Genomic DNA, 25,580 nt, shown 5'->3' on the forward strand with positions numbered 1-25,580 from the left:
GCCGGTCAAGCTTGCGCATTTCCAATCAAAGGCGCTCTACAGGCATGGAGTGGATAAACTGTAAGATATCTTTTGAGCTGCTGTTGGTGAGGTTTACTGCTTTTCCTTCTTGATGATGAACAAAGCACTGAATTCGGCGATCTTCGTGTCGCCGTTGAAGAGCTCGGCCTCTCCCATTATCTTCCTTTCGCTTTGCCTCATTGCCCTCGCTTCAGCCCGCACCACGCCCTCGTGTACCGCGGCGAGGAACTTCAGGTTCATCTCCACGGTTACGAAGTCGGTTCCCTCAGGCACCATGCTCTTGATCGCCATGGCAACGGCGGTATCTGCTAGGGCGGTAACCGCTCCGCCGTGCATAAGCCCCTTTCCCTGGGCGAGCTTCAGCTTGAAGGGCATGGTCAAGATTGCCCGGCCGTCCTTAGCCTCCTCGATGCGCATGCCTAGGTACTCTTCGAAAGGCGCGCAGGCGATCCACGTGGGAAGCTGAAACTGCGGGTGATCGATAATCATGTCGTCATCGTAGTCGTACATGGGTCCCTCTTGCTGAGCACAATGGAAATGGTGGCGACGCGACAAGTTACTACCAACTCACCCATTGGTGCAATGTTTTTGCTTTACTTAATTTTCGACAGCTGTGTGATAACGACGTCAGTTTACGCCCTGTTGGCACTTGCTCAGCATGAAAAGAATTAAACCCAATCTTCAGGAGCAGAAGGATATACTGATCGAGACGGTTAGGTTCACCCCAAGGCGATGGGAGTGTGTCAGCAATAAAGAGGAATAAAAGTTATGGCAGTCGGGTGGTCCCGCGATGGGGCGGTGCAGGAACAAATAGATGCTACGGTGGAATCGGCAGTCCAGTTGGCTAAAAGCCGGCTCCCTGCCGGCAAAAGTGCAACTCACTGCGAGGAATGCGAGGCTGCCATACCGGAAGCGCGTCGCAAGGCGGTTCCCGGAGTCCGATTTTGCGTCAGCTGCCAATCAGAGATCGAAAAGAAGCTGAAGTCCGAGTCACTTTACAACCGTAGAGGGAGCAAAGACAGTCAACTTAAGTGAATCTGCCCCTTCTTGATGCAAGCCACTAGATCGTGCCTGTTGAGCTAAGGCTTGCGGTTTTCCAGCTCCATGTCCAACCTCTTTAACTGTTTCAGCTTGTCGGCAAGCTCATGGGGAGCGCGGTTGCGGTAGGTACCGTCGGCGTTAACATCCTCGTCGCTTCCGCCGTCGCCTCGCTGCACATTCAGACGGCATCCCTCGCCAGGGTCGTTGGGGTGGGGTCCTTTTCGGAGTAGGGTTGGCGATCTTCGGGCTTTGTCCCGGCACAAGCGTTGCCGCTTCGGGGGAAGGGCACCGGGATGCCATGGTCGGGGTCATCGGAATGTTATGCGGGGCGGGTCTCTACGTAGCTCTCTTCCCGAAGCTCCAGCCGTTCTTCAAAGCTTTTCCAGATTTCGGAAAGCTGACACTACCGCAGGTATCGGGGACTCCGACCGGCCTTTGGGTGGTGGGGGTGGCAGCTCTTTTAGGAATTGTGGTGACTCTTCTGAGGAAAAAGGGAGACGAAACTCGCTAGGGCGGCTGGTGGTGGGAAGGGCTACAGCGGTATTCCAAGCCTGCGCATCTTCTCTACCAGGGTGGTCCTGTTGATGTTGAGCATGACGGCGGCGCGCGCCTTCACTCCGCCGGCCAACTGCAGCGCCTCTCCTATCATCCGCTTCTCTATCTCGTTGATGGCGGCTACCATGTCTATGCCGGCGGGGGTGACGCTGGTGGGGGTCCCTTCGACGTAGTTCTTCACGATGTTCGCCGGCAGGTCCCTGAGCGTGATCAGGTCTCCCTCGGTCAGTGCCACGATCCTCTCGATGATGTTCTCGAGTTCGCGCACGTTCCCGTTCCAGGGATACGCCTCAAGCGCCTCCAGCGCTTCCTTGTCGATGTGCATGATGGGGCGCTGCATGGAGCGGCAGTTCTTCTCCAGGAAGTGCTTGGTGAGGGGTAGTATGTCCTCGATCCGCTCCCTCAGGGGGGGGATCACGATGGGGATTACGTTGAGCCGGTAAAAGAGGTCCTCGCGGAAATTGCCCCGCGCGACTTCCTCCTCCAGGTTCACGTTGGTGGCGGAGACGACCCGGACGTCGAGCTTTATCTGCTTGTTGGAGCCGACTCGCTCAAGTTCCTGCTCCTGCAACACGCGCAAGAGCTTGGTCTGCAGATGCATGGGAAGGGTGCCGATCTCGTCGAGGAAGATGGTGCCGTAATTCGCGGCCTCGAATTTGCCGACCTTCTCCTTGACGGCGCCGGTAAAAGCCCCCTTGACGTGCCCGAAGAGCTCGCTCTCCAGCAGGTTTTCGGGGATGGCTGAACAGTTGACGGCTATGAAAGGCTTGTCCTTGCGGTTGCCGTTGAAGTGGATCGCCTTGGCGACGAGCTCCTTCCCCGTTCCGGATTCTCCCAGGATGAGGACGGTGGAGTCGGTCTTGATGATCCTCTTCATCCTGGAGAAGAGCTGCTGCATCGCCTGGGAGTTCCCGATGATGTTGGCGAACTCGTACTTCTCCCTGAGCTGCTTTTTCAGATAGACGTTTTCACTGACGAGCTGCCCCTTCTCGAGGGCCTTGTCTATGATGATGCGCAGCTCTTCTATGTTCAGGGGCTTGGTGATGTAGTCGTATGCCCCTTTCTTCATCGCCTGCACCGCGGTCTCGGCGGAGCCGTACCCGGTCACCAGGATCACCTCGGTGCGGGGGGAGCTCTCCTTGACCCGGCTCAGGATGTCGATCCCGTTCAGGTCGGGGAGAAACAGGTCGGTGATGACGATGTCGAACGGTTCGCCCGAAAGCACGGCCAGACCGTCCTGGCCGCTGCTGCATCCCTTCACCGTGAAGCCGATCGACTTCAATAGGATGAGCAGAGCCTCGCGGCTGCTGTCGTCGTCTTCAATCACCAGTATCTTTATGTTCTGCTTCATACGATGGTTCCCATTGTTAGAGGTTTCTTCAATAACACGGATGGCGCTTTTTGGCAAGCCGCCAATTTGACTGAAGTGTTTGCTCAGCTATACTTTGGCGGGCCTTTGTGCCTACAACTTTTTCCCGGAGGGGATCATGAACGTGTTCGATCTGTTCCCGTTTTTGTTCGTTCTTGTCCTGGTGGTGGGTTTTCTGGCCAATGCCATTCGCATACTACCTGAATACGAGAGGGGGGTTCTCTTCAGACTGGGGCGGGTGAAGAAAGTTCGCGGCCCCGGGATCGTGCTCATCATCCCGGGAATCGACAGGCTGGTTCGGGTGTCCCTCAGGATCGTGGCGATGGACGTCCCTTCCCAGGACGTTATCACCCACGACAACGTCACGGTTAAGGTGTCGGCGGTGATTTACTTCAGGGTTGTGGATGCTGTGCGTGCGGTGGTGGAGATGGAAAACTACCTCTACGCCACCAGCCAGCTGTCGCAGACCACCTTGCGCAGCGTGCTGGGGCAGGTGGACCTGGACGAGCTTCTGGCCAACCGGGAGAAGATCAACCGCGAACTGCAGGAGATCCTCGACCGGCAGACGGAACCCTGGGGGGTGAAGGTTTCGACCGTCGAGGTGAAGAACATAGACCTGCCGCAGGAGATGCAGCGCGCCATTGCCAAGCAGGCCGAGGCGGAAAGGGAGCGCCGCGCCAAGGTGATCCACGCCGAAGGGGAACTGCAGGCCTCGGAAAAGCTGGCCCAGGCGGCCCAGGTGATGGTGGAGCAGCCGATGTCGCTGCAACTGCGTTACCTGCAGACGCTGACCGAGATTGCGGCCGAGAAGAACTCGACCACCATCTTCCCGGTCCCCATCGACCTGATCAAGATCTTCATGGATCGCTGGGACCAAGTTAAGAAGAGCGATTAACTGGGGTAGGAACTCCGGTAAAGGCAACCGCATATTTGTAGCCGGGGACGCTAACTGACACTGTATACGTATTTGTATTGATGAACCGATGAGATATCATTGCTATAAGCACTGATACTGTTTGAGATGCAATAAAAGGGGGATTTACCATGCTGAGCAAGAAACTGTGCAACGCCTTGAACAAACAACTCAACAACGAGCTCTACTCTGCCTATCTCTACCTTTCCATGTCCTCCTATGCAGCCTCGATCGGGCTCAAGGGAAGCGCCAACTGGTTCATGGTGCAGTACCAGGAGGAGATGGTTCATGCCATGAAGTTCTACAACTTCATAAACAGCCGCGGCGAACACACAGAGCTTGCCGCCATAGCGGCGCCACCGACCGAGTTCAAGAACCTTTTGGAGATGTTCGAACAGACCCTGTCTCACGAGCAGTTCATCACCTCGTCGATCAACGAGCTTACCGACCTTGCGCTTTCCGAGAAGGACCACGCCACGGTGATCTTCCTGCAGTGGTTCGTCACCGAGCAGATTGAGGAAGAGGAGAACGACCGGGACATCATCGGGAAGCTGAAGCTGATAGGGGACAACGGGCAGGGCTTGCTTATGCTGGACGCCGAGCTTGCCGCGAGGGTGTTCGTGCCGCCTCCAGCTACGGCCGCGCCGTAAGGGGAACAGGGGAGGGTACTGCAACAAGAGGGGCCTGCAGCTGCGGGCCCCTCTTGTTTTTAGCCGTTGCCGCTACGGTCGCATCTTGACCATCTCTATCTTCGCTGTCCAGCAGGGCGCAGGTCGCGAAAAAACGGTTCTTCCTCAAGCAAAAGATGCATATCTCCTTCAGCTTTTGTCAGTACAGGCGATAGTATCATCTAACACCGTTGCATTCTGAAAAGAAAAATCGCGGCGGTACAGGTTGGGGGTTTTATTGCGTCGCCGAATGTGATAAGAATATCTGCAAAATTTCCGGGTGGTTAACTTCCAGAACCAAAGGAGCGATACGTCATGTGCAAAAAAAGCGAACAGGCCGCACTGCTGGCCTTCCTGGCTGGGGCCGCTGTGGCTGCAGGCGCCGCACTCCTCTTTACTCCTAAGACGGGCCGCGAGGTTCGCGAGAAGCTGGGTGAGGCGAAGGAAGAGGCGCTGAACAAACTCAAAGTGTGCGTCAAAAGAGGGAAGGGGGCCAACAACGACCTCAACTACGACGGCGGGGACTGCTGGATCTAAACTCAATTGACAATTGACGATTGACAATTGACAATTGACGACGCAGAACCGACCTTCCTTGTGGAGACAGCAGCCGGGGACGGGATTCTATATCCTGCCCCCGGCTGCTGTCTCCAGCCTACAACCCCAGTTCGCGCTGTACCGCTTCGAGGTAGCTCTTGATGGAAAGGGCGCTTTCCATGCCGAGTACCTGCGCGGCTATCTGTTCCGCCTGCGCGAGGGATATGGAGCGGATGGCCTCCTTCACGCGCGGGATGTTCGGTGCTGAGAGACTGAAGCTGCGCATCCCAAGCCCCAGCAAAAGTACCGCGTTGATCGGCTCTCCCGCCATTTCGCCGCACAATGACGCAGGTTTCCCCGCGCCCGCAGCCGCTTCCGCCACCTTCTTGATCGAGTGCAGCACCGCAGGATGGTAGGGGTCGTACCACTTCTTCACCCGCGGGTTGTTCCTGTCGCAGGCAAGGGTGTACTGGATCAGGTCGTTGGTCCCGATGCTCAGGTAGTCTACCTCCCGGGCCAGCATGTCCGCCACCAGCACCGCCGCCGGGAGCTCCACCATCACCCCGAGTCCTATATCCCCCGCGAATTCCTTACCGTCGTTTCTAAGCTCTTCCTTTACCTGCTCCAGTATCCCCTTTATGCGGCGCACCTCGTCCACGCCCGAGATCATCGGGAACATGATGTTGCACCTGCCGCTGGCCGACGCGAGGAGCACCGCCGCCAGCTGTTCCCGGAAGATGTCCTCGCGGTCTAGCGAGATGCGCATGGAGCGCCATCCCAGGAAGGGGTTGTCCTCCTTCGGGTGGGGGAAGTAGGAAAGCTCCTTGTCGCCGCCTATGTCAAGGGTCCTGATGGTGACCGGAAGCCCCGGGAACCCCTCAAGCACCTTGCGGTAGATGGCTGCCTGCTCGATCCGGCCCGGAAACGTTTTGCGGCTCATGAAGGGGAACTCGGTCCGGTAAAGCCCGACCCCCTCGGCGCCATGCGCCTGCGCTACCTTCAGGTCACTCAGAAGGCCTATATTGGCGAGAAGAGAGACGGTGCAGCCGTCGGTGGTCACTGCCGGGAGCTCCCTGATCCCTTCCAGGGCGCGCTGCTTCTGGTCGAACTCGCCCTGCAGCCTCTGGTATTCCTTCTTGATGCGCTGCTCAGGGTTGACGTAGACGCAGCCGGAGTTACCGTCCACCACCATCTCGCAGCGCGCACCGGTCTTTTTCAGCAGACCCTCGACACCGAAGACGGCCGGGATGCCAAGCGCCCGGGCCATAATCGCCGCGTGCGCGTTCTGGTTCCCCTTCTCGGTGGCGATGCCGATCACCTTGGCGTGGTCCATGATGGCGAGGTCGGAGGGGAGTAGCTCACGGGCGATGATGATCCTGGGGTCGCGCAAGCGCTCCCTGTGCTTGTGGTTGCCGCCGTTTAACGCCAGACAGATCCTGCGCCCTATGTCCTCCATGTCGGCGCTGCGCTCGCGCAGGTAGGGGTCCTGCATCCGGGCGAAGGCGGAAACGTAGTTCTCCACCACCTGGCTCACCGCCGTATGCGCCCCCAGCCCCTGATCGATGAGCGCGGTGATCTTGCCGATGAAGCCGCGGTCCTCAAGGATCATCAGGTGGCTGTGAAAGATGGCGGCGTCAGCTTCGGAGAGGATCTGCCCCACGCGCTTTTCCATGTAGAGGGTCTGGATGCGCGCCTTCTCCAGCGCGTGCAGAAAGCGCGTCTGCTCCTCGCCGCGCGGGCGCGCCTGCTCCAGGACCGCCTCTTCGCTCGCCCCCCGATGCAGAACCGAAACCTTCCCCAGCGCAAAGCCGGGCGAGATCCCGATCCCGGTCAAAACTCCCGAGCCGTGCTCTTTGCGGCTCGCGCGGCCGGAATCCTTGAGCTCACCGCTTTTGCGCAGCCGGTCCACTTCGGCCGCGTAAAAAGCGCGCTCTTCTTCCTTCTTCCGGATCGAGTCGAGGAGCTTTGCGTTGGAGACGATGCTGGAGATCTGCCAGGCGATGGTAGAGACGGCGCTTATTTCCTGGGAGGTGAAGGTGCGGGCGTCGCGGTTTTGTATGACGAGGACGCCGATGGGGTTGTTGCGCTCGAAGAAGGGGACGCCCAGGAAGGAGAGCACCTTCTCCTCCTTGGTCTGCCTGAAGTACTTGTAGCGCGGGTGCAGCGGAGCGTTGTCGGTGGCAACGACCCCCCGCTGTTCCATGGCGAGGCCGGTGAGCCCCTCCGAGGTCTTCATGGTGATGCCCACGGAGAGCCTGGAAAGGCCGCGGGTTGCATGCAGTCTCAGTGTCTCGCCATCCTCTTCCAGGAGATAGATGGAACAGACATCCGAGGACATCCTCTTAGCCACCAGGTTGACTATGTTATCGAGGGTCTCCTGAAGATCGTGGGAATGGAGGATCAGCATGCTGATGTCCTCCAGTGTCCTCAGTCCCAGTTTTTCCCCAGTCTCCTCAGGCATTCCCATCCCCTCGCGGTGTCATCCCGGCAGTATATATGAGAAAAATGATATGTGAAGCGTTTTAATCGTATTTTAACGGGTATTTAAGATGGCCAACCTTGGTCAACTCTGTTATAGTGTGCGCCAATGAAATCAGTTGCAGATGCGGAGGTGGCAATGGGAACGACTTTTGACGAGAAACTGGCGGACGGGATAGCCCTGATGGAGTCGGGGGAATATGCCAAGGCCGTCGAAGCCTTCAAGGGATGCATCTCGCTTGAGCCGGACAACGCCGAGGGTTACTTTTACCTGGGCGAGGCGTACTCGGAGCAGGCGAAGACCGATGATGCCATCGCCGCGCTCAAGAAGGGGTTGGAACTTGCCCCGGAGGACCTTGACGGGCTGACTGCCCTGGGGGACGTGTATTTCGAATCGGGCAGGCAAAAGGACGCGCTTGCCTGCTACCGCAAGGTGACGGAGCTGCAGCCGAAAGAGTGCGACGGCTACGTCAGCATGGGGCTTGTCTACAACGCCATGGAGCGAGCCGACGACGCGCTGAAGGCCTTCCAGAGGGCGCTGGACCTGGACCCCAAAAACGTCTTCGCCTTGAACGCCATGGGCGACCTTTACTACGGGCTCGGGGAGAACGAGAAGGCGATCGAGGCGTACCACAAGGGGATCGAGATCGATCCCGCCGACGCCACCGCCCGGTTCAACCTGGGGGAGCTCTACTACGACATGGACGACCTGGAGTCGGCTGAGCGCGAGACGCTGGAGGCGGTCCGTCTAGACCCGGATTTCACCATGAGCTACCTGACCCTGGGGAACATCTGCATTGACCAGGACCGGACCCAGGAGGCGATCAAGTATTTCGAGAGCTACCTGGCCCGCGAGCACTCCCCGCAGGCGCGCGAGATGATCGCCGAAGTCAAGGCGGTGATCGAGGGACTCAAGGAGGAGCTGAAGTAAAAAAAGGGGGCGTTTCCCTTCCGAAGGGGGAGACTGCCTGTGGCGCCTGTCACATAAACATCCCAATCCCGTCGGCCCGCGCGGCCGTCGGGATTTTTTTTCGGGCGGACTTCTTGCGACCGCCTGTCCTGCCTCCCCCCCTGAAGCCCCATCCCGCGTGTCTGTGCGCGCTCGACGCCTGCGGCTTCGATGCACGGTGAGCCGTGAAATAATATAAAATATTAACTAATAAAATCTATTTAAACTAATGCTTGTTGCAGCTGACACAGCTCATACGTTTGGCCTGTATCAGTCGCTGTTTGACATGTTTACACTTTTTTTACATCTAAGTGTAAGCCTTGTTTTTTATGTCAATGAGTTTCTTGACAGATAAAAAATTAATGTAAGTATTTTTGCCAGAACTGACAATTGTGCAACTGAAAGGAATGAGTATGAGTCGACTTGTGAGATCTCTGTCATTACTGTTTGCCTTTGCAGTGCTGCTGGCAGCCCCTTCCCAGGCCATAAGTGAGGATCGTCCTGCCGCGTCCGAGGGGAAGGCCGCAGGGAGCCCGCTCCCGGCCCAGCCAGTCGGCGTGAAGCCGCGGGACGAAAAGCCGGCAGTAGACAGCGCCGCGCTCTTCGAGCAGGGGGGGGCACTCACCCCGCGCGGCCAGCTCGTGTTCGAGCCGTCCTTCCAGTACTCGCACTCCTCGACCAACCTAGTTTCCGTAGTAGGCTACACCATCATCCCTTCCATCACGGTCGGCCTCATCAATATCAAAAACGTCGAGAGCAACACCCTGGTGGGGTCGCTCGGCCTGCGCTACGGATTGACGAGCAGGCTGGAGGGGGAGGTCAAGGTCCCCTACGTCTACCGGACCGAGTCTACCTCGACCGACTCCGCCGGCACAGGCGGACAGAACGTCACCAGCGTCTTTTCAGCGGACGGCAATGATCTGGGCGACGTCGAATTCGGCCTGCGCTACCAGTTGAACCGCGTCGGCCCTAGCTACTGGCTTCTCGGCTTGCGGGTCAAGTCCAACACAGGAAAGGACCCCTTCCAAATGCCAGTGGACCCGGTCACCGGATTTTACACCGAGCTCCCGACCGGCTCGGGGTTTTGGGGCATACAGCCAGGCCTTACCCTTATCGTCCCCTCCGACCCGGCTGTTTTCTTCGGCAGTGTGAGCTACATGTTCAACATACCCCGCAACATCTCCGGTGTCGGCGATGTCGATCCCGGCGACATCATAGACGCCAATTTCGGCCTTGGCTTCGCCCTCAACGACAAGACCTCCATCAGCCTCGGGTATGACCACAGCATCGTCGGCCGGGTGAAGCGCGACGAAAGCTACCTCCCGGGGACCATGGTGACTCAGTTGGGGACCCTGCTCATCGGCTTTTCCTTCCGAGCGAGCGAAAGTATGAGCTACGTGTTTTCCCTGGGGGCGGGCCTCACCCAAGCCGCGCCCGACGTGCAACTTACCATAAAGGTGCCATTCACCCTCTGACCGCGAAGCCGCGGCAGGCGGGCGATCCGCATACCCTGCGACAATATGCCGAGTGGCCCTGGCGCCGTAAGAGAAACAGGAGAAACCGCAATGCGCATCGACATACGCGTCAAGACCCGCCTGAGCGGACGGGCGGTCTACTTCTCGGGGAAGCGCCGCATGGAAGAGACCGTGGTTGTGAATGAACTCAGCCTGAGCAGCGCCATGGTGAGCGGACTGGGCTCTGTCGATAAAGAGACTTGCACGCTCAACATAAACCTGTCCCCCAATAGCCGTGTGGAACTACCTGCGCAGCTGCTGCGCAGCACGCACAAGAACACGGTGTTCAGGCTCTATTTCCCGGAGAAGCAGGCTCTGGACGCGATCTGGGCCTTTCTGCGGCGGCAGGCCCCGGACAACGGCAGCTGCCCTTACTGCGGCATGGCTTTGCAGTCGGACTGCTCCCTTTGCGGCACCTGCCGCAGCCCCCTTGACATCATGGACAGCGACTACCTGGAGCGCCACCTGCAGTCCACGTTCCTGACCCGCCTTGAAAGCAGACTTCCCCGGTGCGACTCCGGACTGCTGCTGCGACTTCTCAGCACGGTGGACCAGAGCATCGTTGGGGCCCCCCCCGCTCTCGTCGACGATGAATTCGTCGGCACCGCCCCGGCCCTGCGAGAGGTCTTTGCCATGATCCGTAAGGCCGCGAGCACTGACATGAGCATCCTGGTCCTTGGGGAAAGCGGAACGGGCAAGGAACTCACCGCACAAGCGATTCACGAGAGGAGCCAGCGCCGTGACCAGCCGATGGTGGTGGTGAACTGTGCGGCCATTCCCGGGCAGCTTTTGGAAAGCGAGCTGTTCGGCTATGAGAAGGGAGCCTTCACCGGTGCCTATGCGAGAAAGGCGGGACGCTTCGAACTGGCAGACGGGGGCACCATATTCCTGGACGAGATCGGCGAACTGCCCCCCTTGCTCCAGGCCAAGCTGCTCCGCTTTCTCGAAGACCACACCGTGGAGCGGGTCGGCGGCAAGCACGGCGTGCACGTGGACGTCCGCATCATCGCAGCGACCAACTGCAACCTTGCCGCCATGGTGGAGCAGGGAACCTTTCGCCGCGACCTCTACTACCGTCTGAACACGATCAGCATTACGCTCCCCCCCTTGCGCGAGCGTGGCGGCGACATCCTCGTTCTGGCAAAGTTCTTCCTCCAGCGCTTCGGCGCCCAGGAACAGAGCGAGCTACACGGCTTCTCTCCAGCAGCCCTCGCCGCCATCAGCGCATATGACTGGCCCGGCAACGTCAGGGAGCTCATCAACAAGGTGCGGCGGGCGCTGGTGATGGCTACCGGAAAGTTTATCGAGCCAGAGGACCTGGAACTGGCGAGGGTTGCCCCCTTCGCCCGCCATAAGCAGTCCAGCGCGCTTTCCTGCAGCCGTGAACAGATCCTCGACCTCCTCGAGCAAAACGGCTACTGCGTTACCCGTGCCGCACGCGCACTCGGGGTGAGCAGGCCTACCTTTTACGCTTCAATGCGGCGCCACGGCATCGACCCCAGTCGCGCAAACAGCGTCCCATACCTCCCCCTGTCCGCCTCCTGAAGCAGCGGTTAGAGGCCCTGGCCGTCTAGCCGCTGCACCATCTTCACAAAGTCTTACACCGCTTTACAGGCAAGTTGTTGAAATCCCGCGTTTTTATGAAAGATGTAAACAGGAGTAATGAGATCCTTTTTACAAACAGAGGTCTGCTGCACGCCGTAACTTGCTGAAATTGCTAGATTGTGTTTTTGGCACAGAAAGTGCTGAGGTAGTGGGTGTGGATGCATGAACCAAAGTGGCGGAGGTAGCCATGAAACGATTCACGCTTACGCTTGCCCTGCTGCTGGTGGCGGCAGCGGCCCGTGCAGAGACGAACTCGACAGGTTCTACGGCTCCTACGGACCTGGTCGCACTCAACCTCTGTCAGGCTCCGGCCGAAGCTTTGCAGGCGCCGCCCGGAAGAACAGCGCTGGCCGCCAGGCAGCAGGGCTTCACAGCGATGGAAACCGCACCACTGAGCGCAGAGGAGTTGAATGTGGTGCACGGCCGTTACCTTCTGGGCGGGGCACCCCTGCAACCCTTTGCGCATCAAAGCGACGTGAAACTGTGGGACGAGGGAAGGGCGGTTGCACGGCCCCAGCAGTCGCACTGATTTGTCTCACGAAAGGCGCAGCAAAAAGAGTTTGACGCCGGGGCCATGGCCCGGCGGGTACTGGCACAAGGAGCAAAACCTTCATCAATGTGCAGTCAACAAATCAAAAGGAGGAAGTCATGAAATCACGTATCGTCTCCATTTTTGCCGCCGCAGCACTCGTATCGCTTTCCAGCTTCGCCTGGGCCATTGAAGCCTCTAATGACGGTGCTCTGGGTGCCGCCGTAGGCGTAGATGGCAGCACCGCCACCAGCACCACCAGCAACAGCAACTCTTTGAGCTCCACCGATAACGTCTCCGTCAGCAAGGAGAACGGCAACACCATCGCCTCGGGCAACACCTTTACCAAGTCCGAGACCGAGACCTTGAACGTGAGCAAGGAGAACGGTAACACCATCGCCTCGGGCAACACCTTTACCAAGTCCGAGACCGAGAACCTGAACGTGACCAAGGAGTCGGGGAACTCGATAGCCTCGGGCAACACCAAGACTGTGACCGTAACTCCGACCGACAACTCCACCACCAACAAGGAGTCTTTCAACACCTTGACCAAGACCGAGACCGAGAACGTGAGCGTGACCAAGGAGTCGGGGAACTCGATCGCCTCGGGCAACAGCGCCACCAAGACGGTGACCATCACGCCGACCGACAACTCGGTCAACACCGAGGATTCGAACAACACCTCGACCGAGAACGTGAACGTGACCAAGGAGTCGGGAAACGCGATTGCCTCGGGAAACACGAAGACCGTTAACGTGACTAAAACTGACAATTCGAGCGAAACCGAGGATTCCTACAACACCGACAACTCGGTTGCCAACAAGGAATCCGGCAATACCGTCGCCTCGGGCAACACCAAGAACGAGACCGAGAACGAAGATTCCTTCAACACCACCAACGTGACCAGGAGCGACAACCGCAACTTCAGCAACACCGAGAATGAGAGCAGCACCGAGACCGAATACGAGGATTCCAACAACACCATGACGGTCAACAAGTCCGAAAGCGACAGCGACAGCCATGACCTGAGCATCACGATCGGTGATGTTGCGGTTGCCGTTGCGAGCACCCAGCTCTCGGGGACCGTTTCCGCCAACTCCGTCGACCTGGCCAAGCGCGCCTACATCTCGACCGGCAACAACGACATCTCCGGCTCCGCATTCCAGGGCGCCACGGGGATCACCACCGTGACCCAGAACAGCGGCGTGAATTCCCTGATCCAGCCGTCGGTAAACGTTCAGTCTAACCTGAGCCTGAACCCGGGGCAGTAACAGGGGAGCGGACCTTTCAGTCACACCGTGAGAGCCCCGGCGTCAGCCGGGGCTCGTACTGCGTACCGTTATGGGCTCACCGTAGCCCAGGAAAGGAAGCGGCCATGATACGCAAGCACATCATTACCTTTGCAGCGATGCTTGGCATGGCCTTCGCCCTGCCGGTTGTTGCCTCAGAGCTTGAGCAGGCTGATTTGGGCGCCCCGCTAGCCGACGGCGCCATGGCCCAGCAGAGCGGGCGGCAAGGGGTGCAGGTCGAAGAGATGTTGAACACGATCAACAGTTCCGAGGCGAGCGCAACCGTGGCGAGCAACCTGCTCACCTCGACCGGCACCGGGACCAACGTGGTCGGTGACAACGCCTTCGGTGCCACTAACGGCGTTGCCACCATTATCCAGAATTCGGGAAACCAGAACGTGATCCAGAGCTCCTTCATCCTCAACCTGAGCGTTCACTGACGGGAGGCGCCATGCAACGGCACACTATCGGGACCGTGCTATTGGTTCTCGCCATGCTCCAGTCAGCTCCCACGCCGGTCATGGCAGGAAGGGTCCTTGTGCCCGGCGCGTTCCTTGGGGGCATCAACGTTCCCGTGGCCAGCATGAAGGAGCTCCGTTTCAAGCGCACCGTGCAGCAGCAGTACGACTTCAGCTGCGGTTCGGCCGCCCTCGCCACACTGCTGACCTACCACTACGATGACCGGGTCAGCGAGGATGAAGTCTTCGTCGCCATGTTCGATCACGGCGACAAGGAGAAGATCCGCCGTGAGGGGTTTTCCCTGCTCGACATGAAAATGTACCTGGAGCGGCGCGGCTACCAGGCCGACGGCTACCGCATCGGGCTGGAAAAGCTGGAGAAGGTCGGGATACCAGCCATCGCCCTGGTCAACATCCGGGGGTACCGGCACTTCATAGTAGTGAAGGGGGTCACAAAGCAAATGGTGCTGCTGGGCGACCCCGCACAGGGAGCCCGAACGGTGCCACGCGAGGAGTTCGAGCGGTGGTGGAATGGTCTGGCTTTTTTGGTGCGCAGTAAAAAGGACATCGCGCACAGGCACTTCAACGATCCGGGTGAGTGGCCGGCCAAGTCCGGGCGGGCTGGGATGGAGCCGCTTACCGCAGTACAGTTGCTTGATCCAACCCTTTACCTGACATCCCGAAGAGGGTTTTGAGCCAACAGGATGATCAAAAGGGGTAAAGCCATGAAAACCAACGGTATCCTCACTATAGCGTCCCTGGCGCTGCTGCTTCTCGCCTCGGTTGCCGGGGTGGCGCCAGCGCAAGACCAGATAACGGCGTCCCAGGTGCCTGACGCAGAGCTCGCGACAAGCCGGGGCGGCTACCTTGGCCAGGACGGACTCCTCGTTTCCTTCGGTATCGAGCGTGCCGTCTACGTCAACGGGGTTCTGAGCGCGTCCAGCAGCTTGAATTTCTCCTCCGCTGGCGCCTTGAAAAGCGGCGCACCCGGCACCACCCTGGTGCAGATAGGGCCGGATGGGAGCAACCTCTTCCGCGCCGCGCAAGGTACGGGTGCACTGCCAGGTGGCCTGACTGTGATACAGAACACCCTCGACAGGCAGGTCATCAGCAACCATCTGGCCATCAACGCCCAGCTCGCCAATATGTCGATTTTCCGCGACATAAGCCTTCAGTCGACGCTGCGGCAGCAGATGATCAATGCCGTGAGGTAGCGCGGGCCGCACCTTGTGAACCGGCAAGGCCGGTGCAGTACATAGCTGGAATGTCGGCAGTCCCCGCGAAACGGGCCCCTTTAGCGGCCCTGAACCGCGGGAGCTGCCGTTGTCGCTTGCTACGCAGGCCGGCACCAACGGGTGCACAGGTTGCGTATTTTCTTGTTTTAGCCGCAAAGGCCTCAATGCGATCTCCAGGTCAGGAGGGATGAAATTATGCACTACGGCAAGTTGCGTATGGTGGTGGAAGCGCTGACTCTGATTATCCTGATTGCGACCTCTGTTCCGGCATGGGCCGCACTCACCATCGATCCACTTTCTTCTCCCTCCACTAACACGAACGTTGCCATTACCGGTACCTGTGCCGAGGGGGCAACCGTCACCCTTGATGTCCCTGGAGCGGTAGTCGGTCCGGTCAGTTATCCATCCCCGACTGCGTGGAGGGCAGCCGTTTCCGCCCTCGCCGACGGCGATCATACGATTACCGCCACGAGCGACATGGACGAACCCGCTTCTGTGAGCGTCGAGTTCTACGTCGATGCGAGCGCCCCCGTCCTAACCGTCTCCACCCTGCCAAGCGGAGCCGTCACCAACGTCTCCCTCCTAAACATAGCCGGCAGCGCGACTGACGCCGCCAGCGGCCTGGCCCTGGTCACCATCAACGGGGAGGCCGTCGAGCTCCAGCCCGACGGCAGGTTCAGCGGCGTGGTAACCCTTGTCAGCGGCCCCAACGACATCGCGGTGGCCGCCACGGACAGGTTGGGCAACAGCACGACAGACAACCGCGTCATCCGACTCGATCTGACGGCACCGCACCTTGCCATCACTTCGCCCGCTGACAATACCGTGACCTCGCAGGCCGTCGCCACCGTCACCGGCACCGTCGACGAGGAATCCGTGGTTGTCGTCGCCCTCGGTGCAGGGGGGGGGGAGGCGGCCGAGCAGAACGGTACATCGTTTTCCGCGGATCTGGCGCTCCAGCCGGGGCTCAACACGATCACGGTCACCGCAACCGATCTTGCCGGAAACAGCACTGTCGCGAAGCGGAGTGTGCTGTACGACAGCAGCATTCCAAGCCTGCAGGTGACCCAGCCGCCCCAGGACCAGGCGACCAACAACATGACGCCGGTCATCGCCGGTAGCGCCAGCGATCCCGACAGCGCCGTTCAGGTCACCATCGCCGCAGGGGGGCAAACCCATTCGCCCCCGCTGGAGGGCGGCTCCTTCAGCCAGCAGCTTTCTCTTGGCGGCGACGGTTCCTACCCCGTGACGGTCACCTGCCAGGACGAGGCAGGAAACCAGGCAACGGTGGTACGGACCCTGCTCCTCGACACGACATCCCCGGCAATCACGATGGTCACGACGACGGCGGCCCAGGGGCGCTATGGCGAAGGAGCTCAGCTCCCCTTGACCCTATCCTTCAGCGAGCCCGTGTCCGGCGAAGGTTTGACGCTGGTCCTCTCCAGCGGCGGCAGTGCCCGTTGCGGCGCCCTGGCCGGGGTCGCGAGTTGCACCGCGGTGTACACCGTAGCCTTCGGGGAAAACAGTGAAAAGCTTGAGGTGACCCAGGTAAGCGGCACGATTTCCGACAGTGCCGGCAACGGGGCGGTCGATCCTGCGGTCAGCGCGGCAGCGAACCTGGGCGCCGCGAAGATCCTGGTCATCGACACGGGAGCACCGACTGCCACCATCGCTTCGCATCCAGCCGATCCGACCTCCCAGCAAAGCGCCACCTTCTCCTTTACCAGCGACGAGGCAGGCTCCGGTTTTGAATGCAGCCTGGACGCCGGTCAGTACGCCACCTGCAGCACACCGGTGGTCCTGGACCTCACGGGAAGGCCGAATGGCCGGCATACCTTTGCCGTACGGGCTGTCGACCTTACCGGCAACGTCGGTGCGCCGGCCAGCTGGAGTTGGACCATCGATACCATTCCCCCCGCGGTAACGGTTGCCCCCGCACAAAACCGCTCGGGGAGCTACCTGCAGACCGCCACCGCCACCGATGCCTCGGCGGTCAGCGTGCAGTGGAGCATGGTGGAAGGAAGCGGGCAGATCACGTTCAGCGCTCCTTCCTCCTTGCAGACGGACGTCACAGCTTCTGCAGACGGCGGCTACGTGCTGCGTCTGACCGCAACAGACGCTGCAGGCAACAGTGCCTCCGCCAGCACCTCCCTTGTCTGGGACTCGACGCTTCCAACGGTGAGCGCCGGGGCGGGACGCACGGCAGGGAGCGCCTTCACCCAGACCGGGAGCGTGTCCGATGCCACGGCAACGACCCTTTCCTGGAGCAAGGCGAGCGGACCTGGGACGGTCAGCTTCGGCTCCCCGGCGAGCGCGGGGACGACCGTGTCGATGGATAAGGACGGCAGCTACGTGCTCCGCCTGACGGCAACCGACGCGGCCGGGAACAGCGCGTCTTCAGATGCCACGGTGGTCTGGGATACGACGCTTCCAACGGTGAGCGCCGGGGTGGGACGCACGGCGGGGAGCGCCTTCACCCAGACCGGGAGCGTTACCGATGCCACGGCAACGACGCTTTCCTGGAGCAAGGTGAGCGGACCCGGGACGGTCAGCTTCGGTTCCCAGGCGAGCGCGGGGACGACCGTGTCGATGGATAAGGACGGCAGCTACTTGCTTCGCCTGACGGCAACCGACGCGGCGGGGAACAGCGCCTCTGCGGACGTTACCTTGATCTGGGACACAACGCTCCCGACTGTAAACGCTGGGGCGACCCGTACTGCCAACCGCGCCTTCACTCAGACTGGGAGCGTGTCCGACGCCACCGCCACCACCTTTTCCTGGAGCAAGACGAGCGGGCCTGGCACCGTTACCTTTGGCTCCTCTGCCAGCGCCAGCACTACGGTATCGATGGATCAGGACGGCAGCTACGTGCTGAGGCTGACCGCAATGGATGGAAGCGGCAACACGGCCTACGGTGAAGTCGTCATCGTCTGGGACACGACGCTTCCAACGGTGAGCGCCGGGGCGGGACGCACGGCAGGGAGCGCCTTCACCCAGACCGGGAGCGCGTCCGATGCCACGGCGACGACCCTTTCCTGGAGCAAGGCGAGCGGACCCGGGACGGTCAGCTTCGGCTCCCCGGCGAGCGCGGGGACGACCGTGTCGATGGATAAGGACGGCAGCTACGTGCTCCGCCTGACGGCAACTGACGCGGCCGGGAACAGCGCGTCTTCAGATGCCACGGTGGTCTGGGACACCACCCCCCCGTCTGTGACTGCGGGTACAAGCCGTACTGCAAACACCACTTTCACCCAGACCGGGAGCGTTACCGATGCCACGACAACAACGCTTTCCTGGAGCACGGTGAGCGGACCCGGGACGGTCAGCTTCGGTTCCCCGGCGAGCGTAGGGACGACCGTGTCGATGGATAAGGACGGCAGCTACGTGCTTCGCCTGACGGCAACTGACGCGGCGGGGAACAGCGCCTCTGCGGACGTTACCTTGATCTGGGACACAACGCTCCCGACTGTAAACGCTGGGGCGACCCGTACTGCCAACCGCGCCTTCACTCAGACTGGGAGCGTGTCCGACGCCACCGCCACCACCTTTTCCTGGAGCAAGACGAGCGGGCCTGGCACCGTTACCTTTGGCTCCTCTGCCAGCGCCAGCACTACGGTATCGATGGATCAGGACGGCAGCTACGTGCTGAGGCTGACCGCAATGGATGGAAGCGGCAACACGGCCTACGGTGAAGTCGTCATCGTCTGGGACACGACGCTTCCAACGGTGAGCGCCGGGGTGGGACGCACGGCGGGGAGCGCCTTCACCCAGACCGGGAGCGTGTCCGATGCCACGGCGACGACCCTTTCCTGGAGCAAGGTTAGCGGACCCGGGACGGTCAGCTTCGGCTCCCCGGCGAGCGCGGGGACGACCGTTTCGATGGATAAGAACGGCAGCTACGTGCTCCGCCTGACCGCGGTTGATGCGGCCGGCAACAGCAGTACCAGTGACGTCGCCGTAGTCTGGGATACCACGGCGCCTACCCTGATTCAGCCACCGCCGGTCAGTACCGCCGCCTCGGTTAACCTGACGGTACAGGCAAGCGATGCCACTTCGCTCACCTACCAGTGGCAGCAGCTCTCCGGTCCGGGGACGGTGACCCTGGGGCAGCCAGTGAGCCCCACCACGAGCGCCAGCGCAGACCTGGACGGCGTGTACCTTCTGCGGTTCACCGCGACCGATGCCGCCGGCAACGGCAGCGCCACTGAGGCCTCCTTGACCTGGGACACCACGGCGCCCCAGGTGGCTGCAGGCGGCAGCCGGGTGGTCAACGCACCCTTCACACCCGCCGCTACTGCCAGCGATGCCACTCCTCTCAAATACGCTTGGGAGCAACTTTCAGGGCCGGGGAACATCGCCTTCTCCGATGCAACCGCCCTGGTGCCGCAGATATCTGCCACCGCCGACGGAAGCTACTCGCTTCGCATCACTGCCACCGATGCAGCGGGCAACAGCTCCAGCGACACCCTGGCGCTCTTGTGGACCACGCAGCTTCCGCTGGTAAGCGCAGGACCTGACAGCGCCCACAATGTCAGTTTTACCCAGTATGGCTTCGCGAGCGGCACCACGCAGCTCACCTTCAAGTGGAGCCAGGCGAGCGGACCGGGCACGGTGTCCTTCGGTTCTCCGGACGCTCTCGCCACCACGGTGAGCGCCGACCAGCAGGGGACCTATCTGCTCAGGCTTACCAGCACCGACCAGGCCGGCAACGTTTCAAGCAGCGACGCCAGCCTGATCTGGGATCTAGACCCCCCGGCGCTCTCCGTAGATCTCCCCCCCGATCACAGTTACACGAGCATCCAGCAGCTCGCGTTGTCCGGCAAGGTCGTCGACAGCCTCAGCGGAATTCAGTCCCTGCAGTTAAACGGCGCCAGTTTAGCCCTTGACACAAATGGGAACTTCAGCCAGACCGTCCAGCTTTCCACCGGCACCAACGTGATAACGGTGGTAGCCATCGACCAGGCCGGCAACGCCACCCATTCGACCAGCAGTGTCATCCTCGATCAGGCGGTGCCGGTAATCTCGCTCACCGCCCCGGCTACGAACGAGTTCAAAACCAACAAGTCGCAACTCATGATTATTGGGAGCGTCGACCACGACTGCGTCCTCACCATCCACGTTAGCGGCCCTGCAGGAGCACGCGATTTCACCGCTTCACCGCTCGCCGGCACCCTGTTCAGCCAGCTTGTGGACAACCTCGCAGTCGGGGTAACTACGATCAGGCTTACGGCCACCACGCAGGCAAATCTCTCGTCGACCCGCGTCATCACAGTTACTTACCAGACGGAGTCACCCACCCTGACCCTGACCTCACCGCAGGGCGATGTGCGACCGGGGCAGAACACGCTTGTGGTGGCAGGCACGGCAACGGACAAGATGACTGCGGTTAAGGTCACCATTTCCGTCAATGGGCAGTTCTATACACCGGCGGTCGTTGACGGCGCGTTCAGCCAGTCTGTCCCTCTCACGGTCAAAGGGCTCTACCCCGTGACCGTGACCGCAACCAACGAGGCAGGTGGTGCCACGGTCGCCACCAGGAGGGTCATCTACGCCACACCGACGGGAGACCTGAACGCCGACGGAAAAACCGACATAAGCGACGCCCTGCTGGCCTTGCAGGTTTCGGTCGGCATGCGCCCGCAGCTGGACGGGTTCCTGGTCTCGGGGGACATGGCACCCCTGGTGGACGACGTTCCTGCCCCCGACTGGATCATAGACATCGGGGATGCGGTGCTGATCCTGCGAGTCATCGTCGGATCACTGGAACAACCGACCTAGCACGGGCAGGGACGAGACAGACGGGCAGAAAATTTGAAAGGGGAGGGGAGGCATGGTAAACGGATCGGGTGCGTGCGCACTGCTGGTTTTGGTTATGACGGCTCTGCTTTCGGGATGCGGTGAGGGCGGTTTCCAGGGGCCGGAAAACAACACGGGTGGCAGTACTCCCCCAAATGCGGTGCTTAAGCGGGTCGGCGGCACCGCCTCAAAGGGGATCATAGATAAAGGCAAGGTTGATATCTACGCCCTTGCCAGCAACGGTGCGGTGGGGGCGCGGCTTGGCGGAACGACCACCAGCCGCTTCGGCCAGTACACGACCAGCGTCAACATCACCGGGGCGGCTCTCTTCAAGGTGTCCGGAGGGAGTTACCTCGACGAGGCCACCGGCGAACAGCGGACCATTCCGGCTGGGGCGCCCCTGCGGGCTGCAACGACAACGGTCGCCGGCACGATGCAGATTGCGATCACCCCTTTGACGGAACTGGCGGTGCGTGCCGCAGGTACGTCGCTGATCGCCACCCGCATCGACAGCGCAAACAAGCTCATTTCCAAGCTTTTCAAGGTCGACATTCTGACCACGCAGCCCGTCGCGCCTACGGCAGGCGATTTCGCCGAGGTTGGCACCGGTCAGCAGCAGAAGGACTACGCCCTGGCGCTCGCCACCTTCTCCCAGATGGTGCACGACTACTACGGCGACAACCTGGACACCTGCCTGGCGGCGTATGGCGCCGACCTGGCCGGGGACAGCGCCCTCTCGCCCGAGCTCGGCCAACGCTTCCAGAGCTCCCTGTCTGCGTTCCTTGCCTCGCCCTCCAACCAGACAGGGGTAACCGATGCAGCCTCCACCAACCTTGCCAATGCCGGCGGCGGCACGATGACCCTGCACCTGGCCACCGCAGGTACCCTAACGCCCGGGACCTCTATCTATGGCATGACGGTGCGGCTTTCCTTTCCCGCGGGGGCGACTGTAAAGGTGGCTGATTTCGTGTACCGGCAGGCGGATGCACAGGCTGTCGTGGCGAGTGGTGTCTTCCCGTCCGACCTCTTCACGATCGGCGTGTTTCAGCCGGCAAGCGGCACGGCGCCGGCGACCCTCACGGTCTCAATTCCACAGGCAACAGGATCGCCGACCGGGGAGTTTTTGACTGTAGTCTGCGACACCCCGGTGGGGCGTACCTATCTCCCCTCGGATTTCAGTGTGGCTTCTTTCAAGGCAGTGGATAAAAACGGCTTAGAGATAGCGGGGCTTCGTGTTGAGATCAGCCAGTGACTCATAACCTGCTTCCTGATGCGGCAAGGGGAGCCGATCGGCTCCCCTTTTTCGTGGATTATTTCTTTATCTTCTTTAGGATCGCTTCCACAACGTGGTGGGCGTCGTTGACCGCGGTGTAGATCAGGTTCGGGTGACGCTCCTCGTGGATCGCCCCCTTGCTGATCCGCATGTAGGAAGGGGAGATGGCCCCACCGATCACGTAGACCCCTTTCCTGGTCGACTCGAAGTCCGTGGTGAGCAGAAGCAGCCGGTCCCCTTCCTTGGCCACCTGGCACACCCCCTCGGCGCAGGCGATGGTCTGCACGCCGATCCGGTCGTAGATGGAGGTGGGACCCTGGCTCCCGATGCAGGCGATCACGTTCTTCATGGGAAAGCTCATGGCGTGGTAGCGCTCGATGCCGCCGGGGATCTTGTCCTCGCTTACCCTGATCACCAGGCGGTCCACCCCCTCGTCGTCCACCTCGCCGATCCTGGGGGTAGCGCCGGGCAAAAGCCTTATGTTTCCCCCCAAAAGGATCTCCTCGCCCAGCCTTTGGGCGGTCTCCTTGTTCACGTCGAAGGTCTCCGCCACATGCGCCCAGTAGACCGGCTCCGTGTCGTTGGCGTTGCGCTTCTCCTTGAGGATCGAGATGATCACGTCGGCCGCGCTGTTCCCCCCGCCTATCACCAGGGTACGCACCCCGATATATTTCTTAGGGTCGTCCAGCCCCTTGGCGACCATCTTCGCATCCCCGTAGACGGAGAGCTCCTTCGGGATCGAGCTGCCGAAGGCGAGCAGGACCCTCTTCGCCTGGAAGGTCCCGCGGGAGGTGAGGACCTTCAAGTACTCCCTGCCGTCCTCGATGTTCTCGAACTGGGTGTCGGTGAGCACGTTCAGCCCCTCGTGCTGTACGAAGTGCTGCACGTACTGGATGTACTTCTCCACCGTAACCGGCTTGTCGGGAGGGCGCAGTTCCTCTACCAGGAAGGGCTCCGGGTTCTCCTTGGGCTTGGAGGGGTAGACGTTCTTTCCTTCCGGGTAGGTATTGGCAATGCCCTGGAAGATGGCCTTCCCCGATTCAATCAGCAGATGGGAAAGACCGACCTTATGGCAGATGTAGGCGGCGGCGACTCCGCCGGGGCCCCCACCGACTATCAGTACGTCGTATTTTTGATCCATGGTTTACCTCAGGAACAGCGTATTTTGAAGTGTGCGTAACGTCTTAACTATACACGCAGAGACCTCTGCTTCAAAGTAATAATGAGAACAGCCCCTTGGCAAACCGAGCGCTTCGGGTACTATATTGTGCAGTTGAAATCACACCCGGTGAAGAAAGGAGGACCGTTATGCAGGACAAACAAAACAACGTGATGGTCGGGGCGCTCATGCTTTTGGCAGGAGGCATCATAGGCGCCGGAATCGCGCTCCTGTACGCGCCGCAAAGCGGCCAGAAAACCCGCAAGGAAATGGGGCGATACGCGAAGAGGGCGCGCCGCAAGGGGGAAGAGGCCCTGGAAGCGGTGGAGGATTTCACCGAGCAGGTGGCCGAGATGGCCGAGGCCGTAGGCGAGCGGGCCTCTGAGATCCTGGACCGTGGCAAGGACATGGCCTACGACGCCAAGAAGGGGGTGCTGAAGGCGCTCGAGGATGGCGAGGCGCGCCTGGTGAAGCAGAGGTCGAGGCTGGCGAAGCTCTTAGGTTAGATTATCACTCCGAGCGGAGGGTGATGTCGCCGTACCAGGCGGTGGTCTCCTCCCTGGTGTCGTCGGTATCGGTCATGACAGCGATCCCCCCCAAAAGGGGGGGATCCTCCCCGAAGATCCTCTTGTAATCCTCGTAGACGTTGCGCTCCTCGAACACCCAGTTTCCAGCCTTGGCGTCACCGCTTTCCACCGCCACCGATACCGCGTTTGCCGTGTGCGGGCTGGGCACGTGGCTACCCTTGGGCAGCTTCGAGCTCCAGACGTAGTTGATGGCCCGCATGCGCCAGAAGAAGGTGCGCGGGAAGATGACGTAGACACGCGCGGCGAAGTCGTCGCCGCTTTTGCGGGCGATGTCCTCGTGGCGCAACGTGTGGTCGATGCGCCAGCTCCAGGAAAGCTTCGGGTAGTTCCTGGTGTCGATGGAGATCTTCTTTATCTTCCCGCTCGCCCCCTTGGCGCTGTGGGCCTTCAAGCCGCCGTCGGAGAAGCTGTATTCGGTCTTCCCCTTGAAGGCCTTGTCGCTCCAGCCGGAGAGGTCGGACTGGGTAAAGCGTGCCAGCGGGATCTCGGCGGCGCCGCTTGAGCCCGCGGTGAAGGCGAGGAGTAACAGCAGGGGGAGGGTATGCTTCAGCATCGTCTATTCCTTTGCTGGATCGACAGGTTCAAAAATAAAAACGCCCCACCCCCTGGAGAGGAGGCGGGGCGTTGGCATATCAACTAGATCCCTTTGCCGGTCAGCTTCACCAGTGCTTCCATGTACTTCTCGCCGGTCTTCCTGACGATCTCCTCGGGAAGCGGCGGCGCCGGCGCCGTCTTGCCCCAGTCGAGGGTCTCCAGGTAGTCACGCAGGAACTGCTTGTCGAAGGAGGGCTGCGGCCCGCCCGGCTTGTAGCTCTCTTTGGGCCAGAAACGGCTGGAGTCGGGGGTCATGCACTCGTCGATGATGATCAGCTCCCCTTCGTAGATGCCGTACTCGAACTTGGTGTCGGCGATGATGATACCTTTCTCGTCGGCCAGGTCGCGCGCCTTCTCGTAGATGGCGAGGGTCACGTCGCGCACCTTGGTGGAAATTTCGGTGCCGCAGATCCGGCACATCTCCTCGAAGGAGATGTTCTCGTCGTGGGTTCCGAGCTCCGCCTTGGTGGAGGGGGTGAAGATCGGGTGGGGGAGGCGGTCGCTCTCCTTGAGCCCTTCGGGAAGCTTGATGCCGCAGATGGCGCCGGTCTTCTGGTAGTCCTTCCAGCCGGAACCGGAGATGTAGCCGCGCACGATGCACTCGGCGGCCAGCGGCTGCGCCTTCTTCACCCACATGGAGCGCCCAGCAAGGACGTCGGCGTAGGGCTGGCACTCCTTGGGGAAATCGGCGACGTCGGTGGAGATGATGTGGTTCTTGATGATGTCTTCCATTTGACGGAACCAGTAGGCGGAGATCTGGGTCAGCACGTACCCCTTGTGCGGGATCCCCTCGTTCATGATCACGTCGAAAGCGGAGATCCTGTCGGTGGTGACGATGAGCAGCGTCTCTCCGAGGTCGTAGATGTCGCGCACCTTGCCGCGGGCCGCGAGCTTCAGACCGGGGAAATCAGTGTTGAGTACCGGTGTAGTCATTTGAGCATTCTCCTTTTATGGATCGCGTTTGAAGCGTTAAAAGTGAAAGGTGAAGAGTACACCTGCACCCTCCACCT

Annotated in this window: 23 protein-coding genes; 16 read left to right on the plus strand and 7 right to left on the minus strand. The window is 60.6% G+C overall.

Annotated features, from left to right (window positions below):
* Window positions 1–93 precede the first annotated feature (93 nt).
* On the minus strand, window positions 94–531 hold the full coding sequence (locus GEOBRER4_RS08530) for a PaaI family thioesterase (RefSeq protein WP_185245034.1): 438 nt from the start codon (window positions 529–531) through the stop codon (window positions 94–96).
* Window positions 532–789: 258 nt separating this feature from the next.
* Between GEOBRER4_RS08530 and GEOBRER4_RS08535 the strand changes: the two genes are divergently transcribed.
* Entirely contained in the window at window positions 790–1,056 is a 267-nt protein-coding gene (locus tag GEOBRER4_RS08535) for a DksA/TraR family C4-type zinc finger protein (protein WP_185245035.1), read from the plus strand.
* Window positions 1,057–1,100: 44 nt separating this feature from the next.
* Here the strand turns inward: GEOBRER4_RS08535 and GEOBRER4_RS08540 are convergent, their stop codons facing one another.
* Window positions 1,101–1,238 carry a hypothetical protein gene (locus GEOBRER4_RS08540; protein WP_185245036.1) on the minus strand — a complete coding sequence of 46 codons (138 nt, stop codon included), beginning with the start codon at window positions 1,236–1,238 and terminating at the stop codon, window positions 1,101–1,103.
* A gap of 56 nt (window positions 1,239–1,294) precedes the next feature.
* On the opposite strand from GEOBRER4_RS08540, the gene GEOBRER4_RS20360 reads away from it, so the two are divergent.
* Window positions 1,295–1,573, plus strand: a complete 279-nt coding sequence (locus GEOBRER4_RS20360; RefSeq protein WP_185245037.1) for a hypothetical protein — start codon at window positions 1,295–1,297, stop codon at window positions 1,571–1,573.
* Window positions 1,574–1,594: 21 nt separating this feature from the next.
* On the opposite strand, the gene GEOBRER4_RS08550 is transcribed toward GEOBRER4_RS20360, so the two are convergent.
* Window positions 1,595–2,968 (minus strand): sigma-54-dependent transcriptional regulator, encoded by a 1,374-nt coding sequence (locus GEOBRER4_RS08550; protein ID WP_185245038.1) that lies wholly within the window; start codon window positions 2,966–2,968, stop codon window positions 1,595–1,597.
* 136 nt (window positions 2,969–3,104) lie between these two features.
* Between GEOBRER4_RS08550 and GEOBRER4_RS08555 the strand changes: the two genes are divergently transcribed.
* The 3 genes from GEOBRER4_RS08555 to GEOBRER4_RS08565 all read left to right on the plus strand — a co-directional run bounded on the left by GEOBRER4_RS08555 (window position 3,105) and on the right by GEOBRER4_RS08565 (window position 5,104).
* Window positions 3,105–3,881, plus strand: coding sequence for a slipin family protein (locus tag GEOBRER4_RS08555; protein WP_185245039.1), 777 nt, complete (start codon window positions 3,105–3,107; stop codon window positions 3,879–3,881).
* A 149-nt stretch (window positions 3,882–4,030) separates the two neighbouring features.
* On the plus strand, window positions 4,031–4,549 hold the full coding sequence (locus tag GEOBRER4_RS08560) for a ferritin (protein WP_185245040.1): 519 nt from the start codon (window positions 4,031–4,033) through the stop codon (window positions 4,547–4,549).
* A 333-nt stretch (window positions 4,550–4,882) separates the two neighbouring features.
* Complete coding sequence (locus GEOBRER4_RS08565; protein ID WP_185245041.1) at window positions 4,883–5,104, plus strand: YtxH domain-containing protein; 222 nt, start codon at window positions 4,883–4,885, stop codon at window positions 5,102–5,104.
* Between the two features lie 118 nt (window positions 5,105–5,222).
* On the opposite strand, the gene ptsP is transcribed toward GEOBRER4_RS08565, so the two are convergent.
* Window positions 5,223–7,565, minus strand: coding sequence for a phosphoenolpyruvate--protein phosphotransferase (gene ptsP, locus GEOBRER4_RS08570; protein ID WP_185245042.1), 2,343 nt, complete (start codon window positions 7,563–7,565; stop codon window positions 5,223–5,225).
* Between the two features lie 156 nt (window positions 7,566–7,721).
* Between ptsP and GEOBRER4_RS08575 the strand changes: the two genes are divergently transcribed.
* The 10 genes from GEOBRER4_RS08575 (at window position 7,722) to GEOBRER4_RS08620 (ending at window position 22,209) form a co-directional block, all read left to right on the plus strand.
* On the plus strand, window positions 7,722–8,513 hold the full coding sequence (locus tag GEOBRER4_RS08575; RefSeq protein WP_085812973.1) for a tetratricopeptide repeat protein: 792 nt from the start codon (window positions 7,722–7,724) through the stop codon (window positions 8,511–8,513).
* A gap of 431 nt (window positions 8,514–8,944) precedes the next feature.
* Window positions 8,945–10,006 (plus strand): transporter, encoded by a 1,062-nt coding sequence (locus GEOBRER4_RS08580; protein WP_197971401.1) that lies wholly within the window; start codon window positions 8,945–8,947, stop codon window positions 10,004–10,006.
* A 90-nt stretch (window positions 10,007–10,096) separates the two neighbouring features.
* Window positions 10,097–11,590, plus strand: coding sequence for a sigma-54 interaction domain-containing protein (locus GEOBRER4_RS08585; RefSeq protein WP_185245043.1), 1,494 nt, complete (start codon window positions 10,097–10,099; stop codon window positions 11,588–11,590).
* A gap of 247 nt (window positions 11,591–11,837) precedes the next feature.
* The gene (locus GEOBRER4_RS08590; protein WP_185245044.1) at window positions 11,838–12,179 is read left to right on the plus strand and encodes a hypothetical protein; all 342 of its coding nucleotides are present in this window, start codon (window positions 11,838–11,840) and stop codon (window positions 12,177–12,179) included.
* A 119-nt stretch (window positions 12,180–12,298) separates the two neighbouring features.
* On the plus strand, window positions 12,299–13,450 hold the full coding sequence (locus GEOBRER4_RS08595) for a hypothetical protein (protein WP_185245045.1): 1,152 nt from the start codon (window positions 12,299–12,301) through the stop codon (window positions 13,448–13,450).
* 104 nt (window positions 13,451–13,554) lie between these two features.
* A complete protein-coding gene (locus GEOBRER4_RS08600) occupies window positions 13,555–13,908 on the plus strand; it encodes a hypothetical protein (protein ID WP_085812968.1) in 354 nt (117 codons plus the stop codon).
* Window positions 13,909–13,919: 11 nt separating this feature from the next.
* On the plus strand, window positions 13,920–14,621 hold the full coding sequence (locus GEOBRER4_RS08605) for a C39 family peptidase (RefSeq protein ID WP_185245046.1): 702 nt from the start codon (window positions 13,920–13,922) through the stop codon (window positions 14,619–14,621).
* 30 nt (window positions 14,622–14,651) lie between these two features.
* A complete protein-coding gene (locus GEOBRER4_RS08610) occupies window positions 14,652–15,140 on the plus strand; it encodes a hypothetical protein (RefSeq protein WP_185245047.1) in 489 nt (162 codons plus the stop codon).
* Between the two features lie 216 nt (window positions 15,141–15,356).
* Complete coding sequence (locus GEOBRER4_RS08615) at window positions 15,357–20,939, plus strand: PKD domain-containing protein (protein WP_185245048.1); 5,583 nt, start codon at window positions 15,357–15,359, stop codon at window positions 20,937–20,939.
* Window positions 20,940–21,117: 178 nt separating this feature from the next.
* Window positions 21,118–22,209 carry a hypothetical protein gene (locus tag GEOBRER4_RS08620; RefSeq protein WP_185245049.1) on the plus strand — a complete coding sequence of 364 codons (1,092 nt, stop codon included), beginning with the start codon at window positions 21,118–21,120 and terminating at the stop codon, window positions 22,207–22,209.
* Window positions 22,210–22,267: 58 nt separating this feature from the next.
* Here the strand turns inward: GEOBRER4_RS08620 and GEOBRER4_RS08625 are convergent, their stop codons facing one another.
* Window positions 22,268–23,371 carry an NAD(P)-binding domain-containing protein gene (locus GEOBRER4_RS08625; protein ID WP_185245050.1) on the minus strand — a complete coding sequence of 368 codons (1,104 nt, stop codon included), beginning with the start codon at window positions 23,369–23,371 and terminating at the stop codon, window positions 22,268–22,270.
* A gap of 167 nt (window positions 23,372–23,538) precedes the next feature.
* Here GEOBRER4_RS08625 and GEOBRER4_RS08630 point away from each other — a divergent pair, with 167 nt between their 5' ends.
* Window positions 23,539–23,895, plus strand: coding sequence for a YtxH domain-containing protein (locus GEOBRER4_RS08630; RefSeq protein WP_085812962.1), 357 nt, complete (start codon window positions 23,539–23,541; stop codon window positions 23,893–23,895).
* Window positions 23,896–23,899: 4 nt separating this feature from the next.
* Here GEOBRER4_RS08630 and GEOBRER4_RS08635 read toward each other — a convergent pair whose 3' ends face one another.
* Complete coding sequence (locus GEOBRER4_RS08635) at window positions 23,900–24,529, minus strand: DUF3047 domain-containing protein (RefSeq protein WP_185245051.1); 630 nt, start codon at window positions 24,527–24,529, stop codon at window positions 23,900–23,902.
* Window positions 24,530–24,612: 83 nt separating this feature from the next.
* Entirely contained in the window at window positions 24,613–25,503 is an 891-nt protein-coding gene (locus GEOBRER4_RS08640) for a phosphoribosylaminoimidazolesuccinocarboxamide synthase (RefSeq protein WP_185245052.1), read from the minus strand.
* Between the last annotated feature and the right edge of the window lie 77 nt (window positions 25,504–25,580).

It is taken from the genome of Citrifermentans bremense (genome assembly GCF_014218275.1).
In the GTDB taxonomy this organism is placed as follows: Bacteria; Desulfobacterota; Desulfuromonadia; order Geobacterales; family Geobacteraceae; genus Geomonas; species Geomonas pelophila.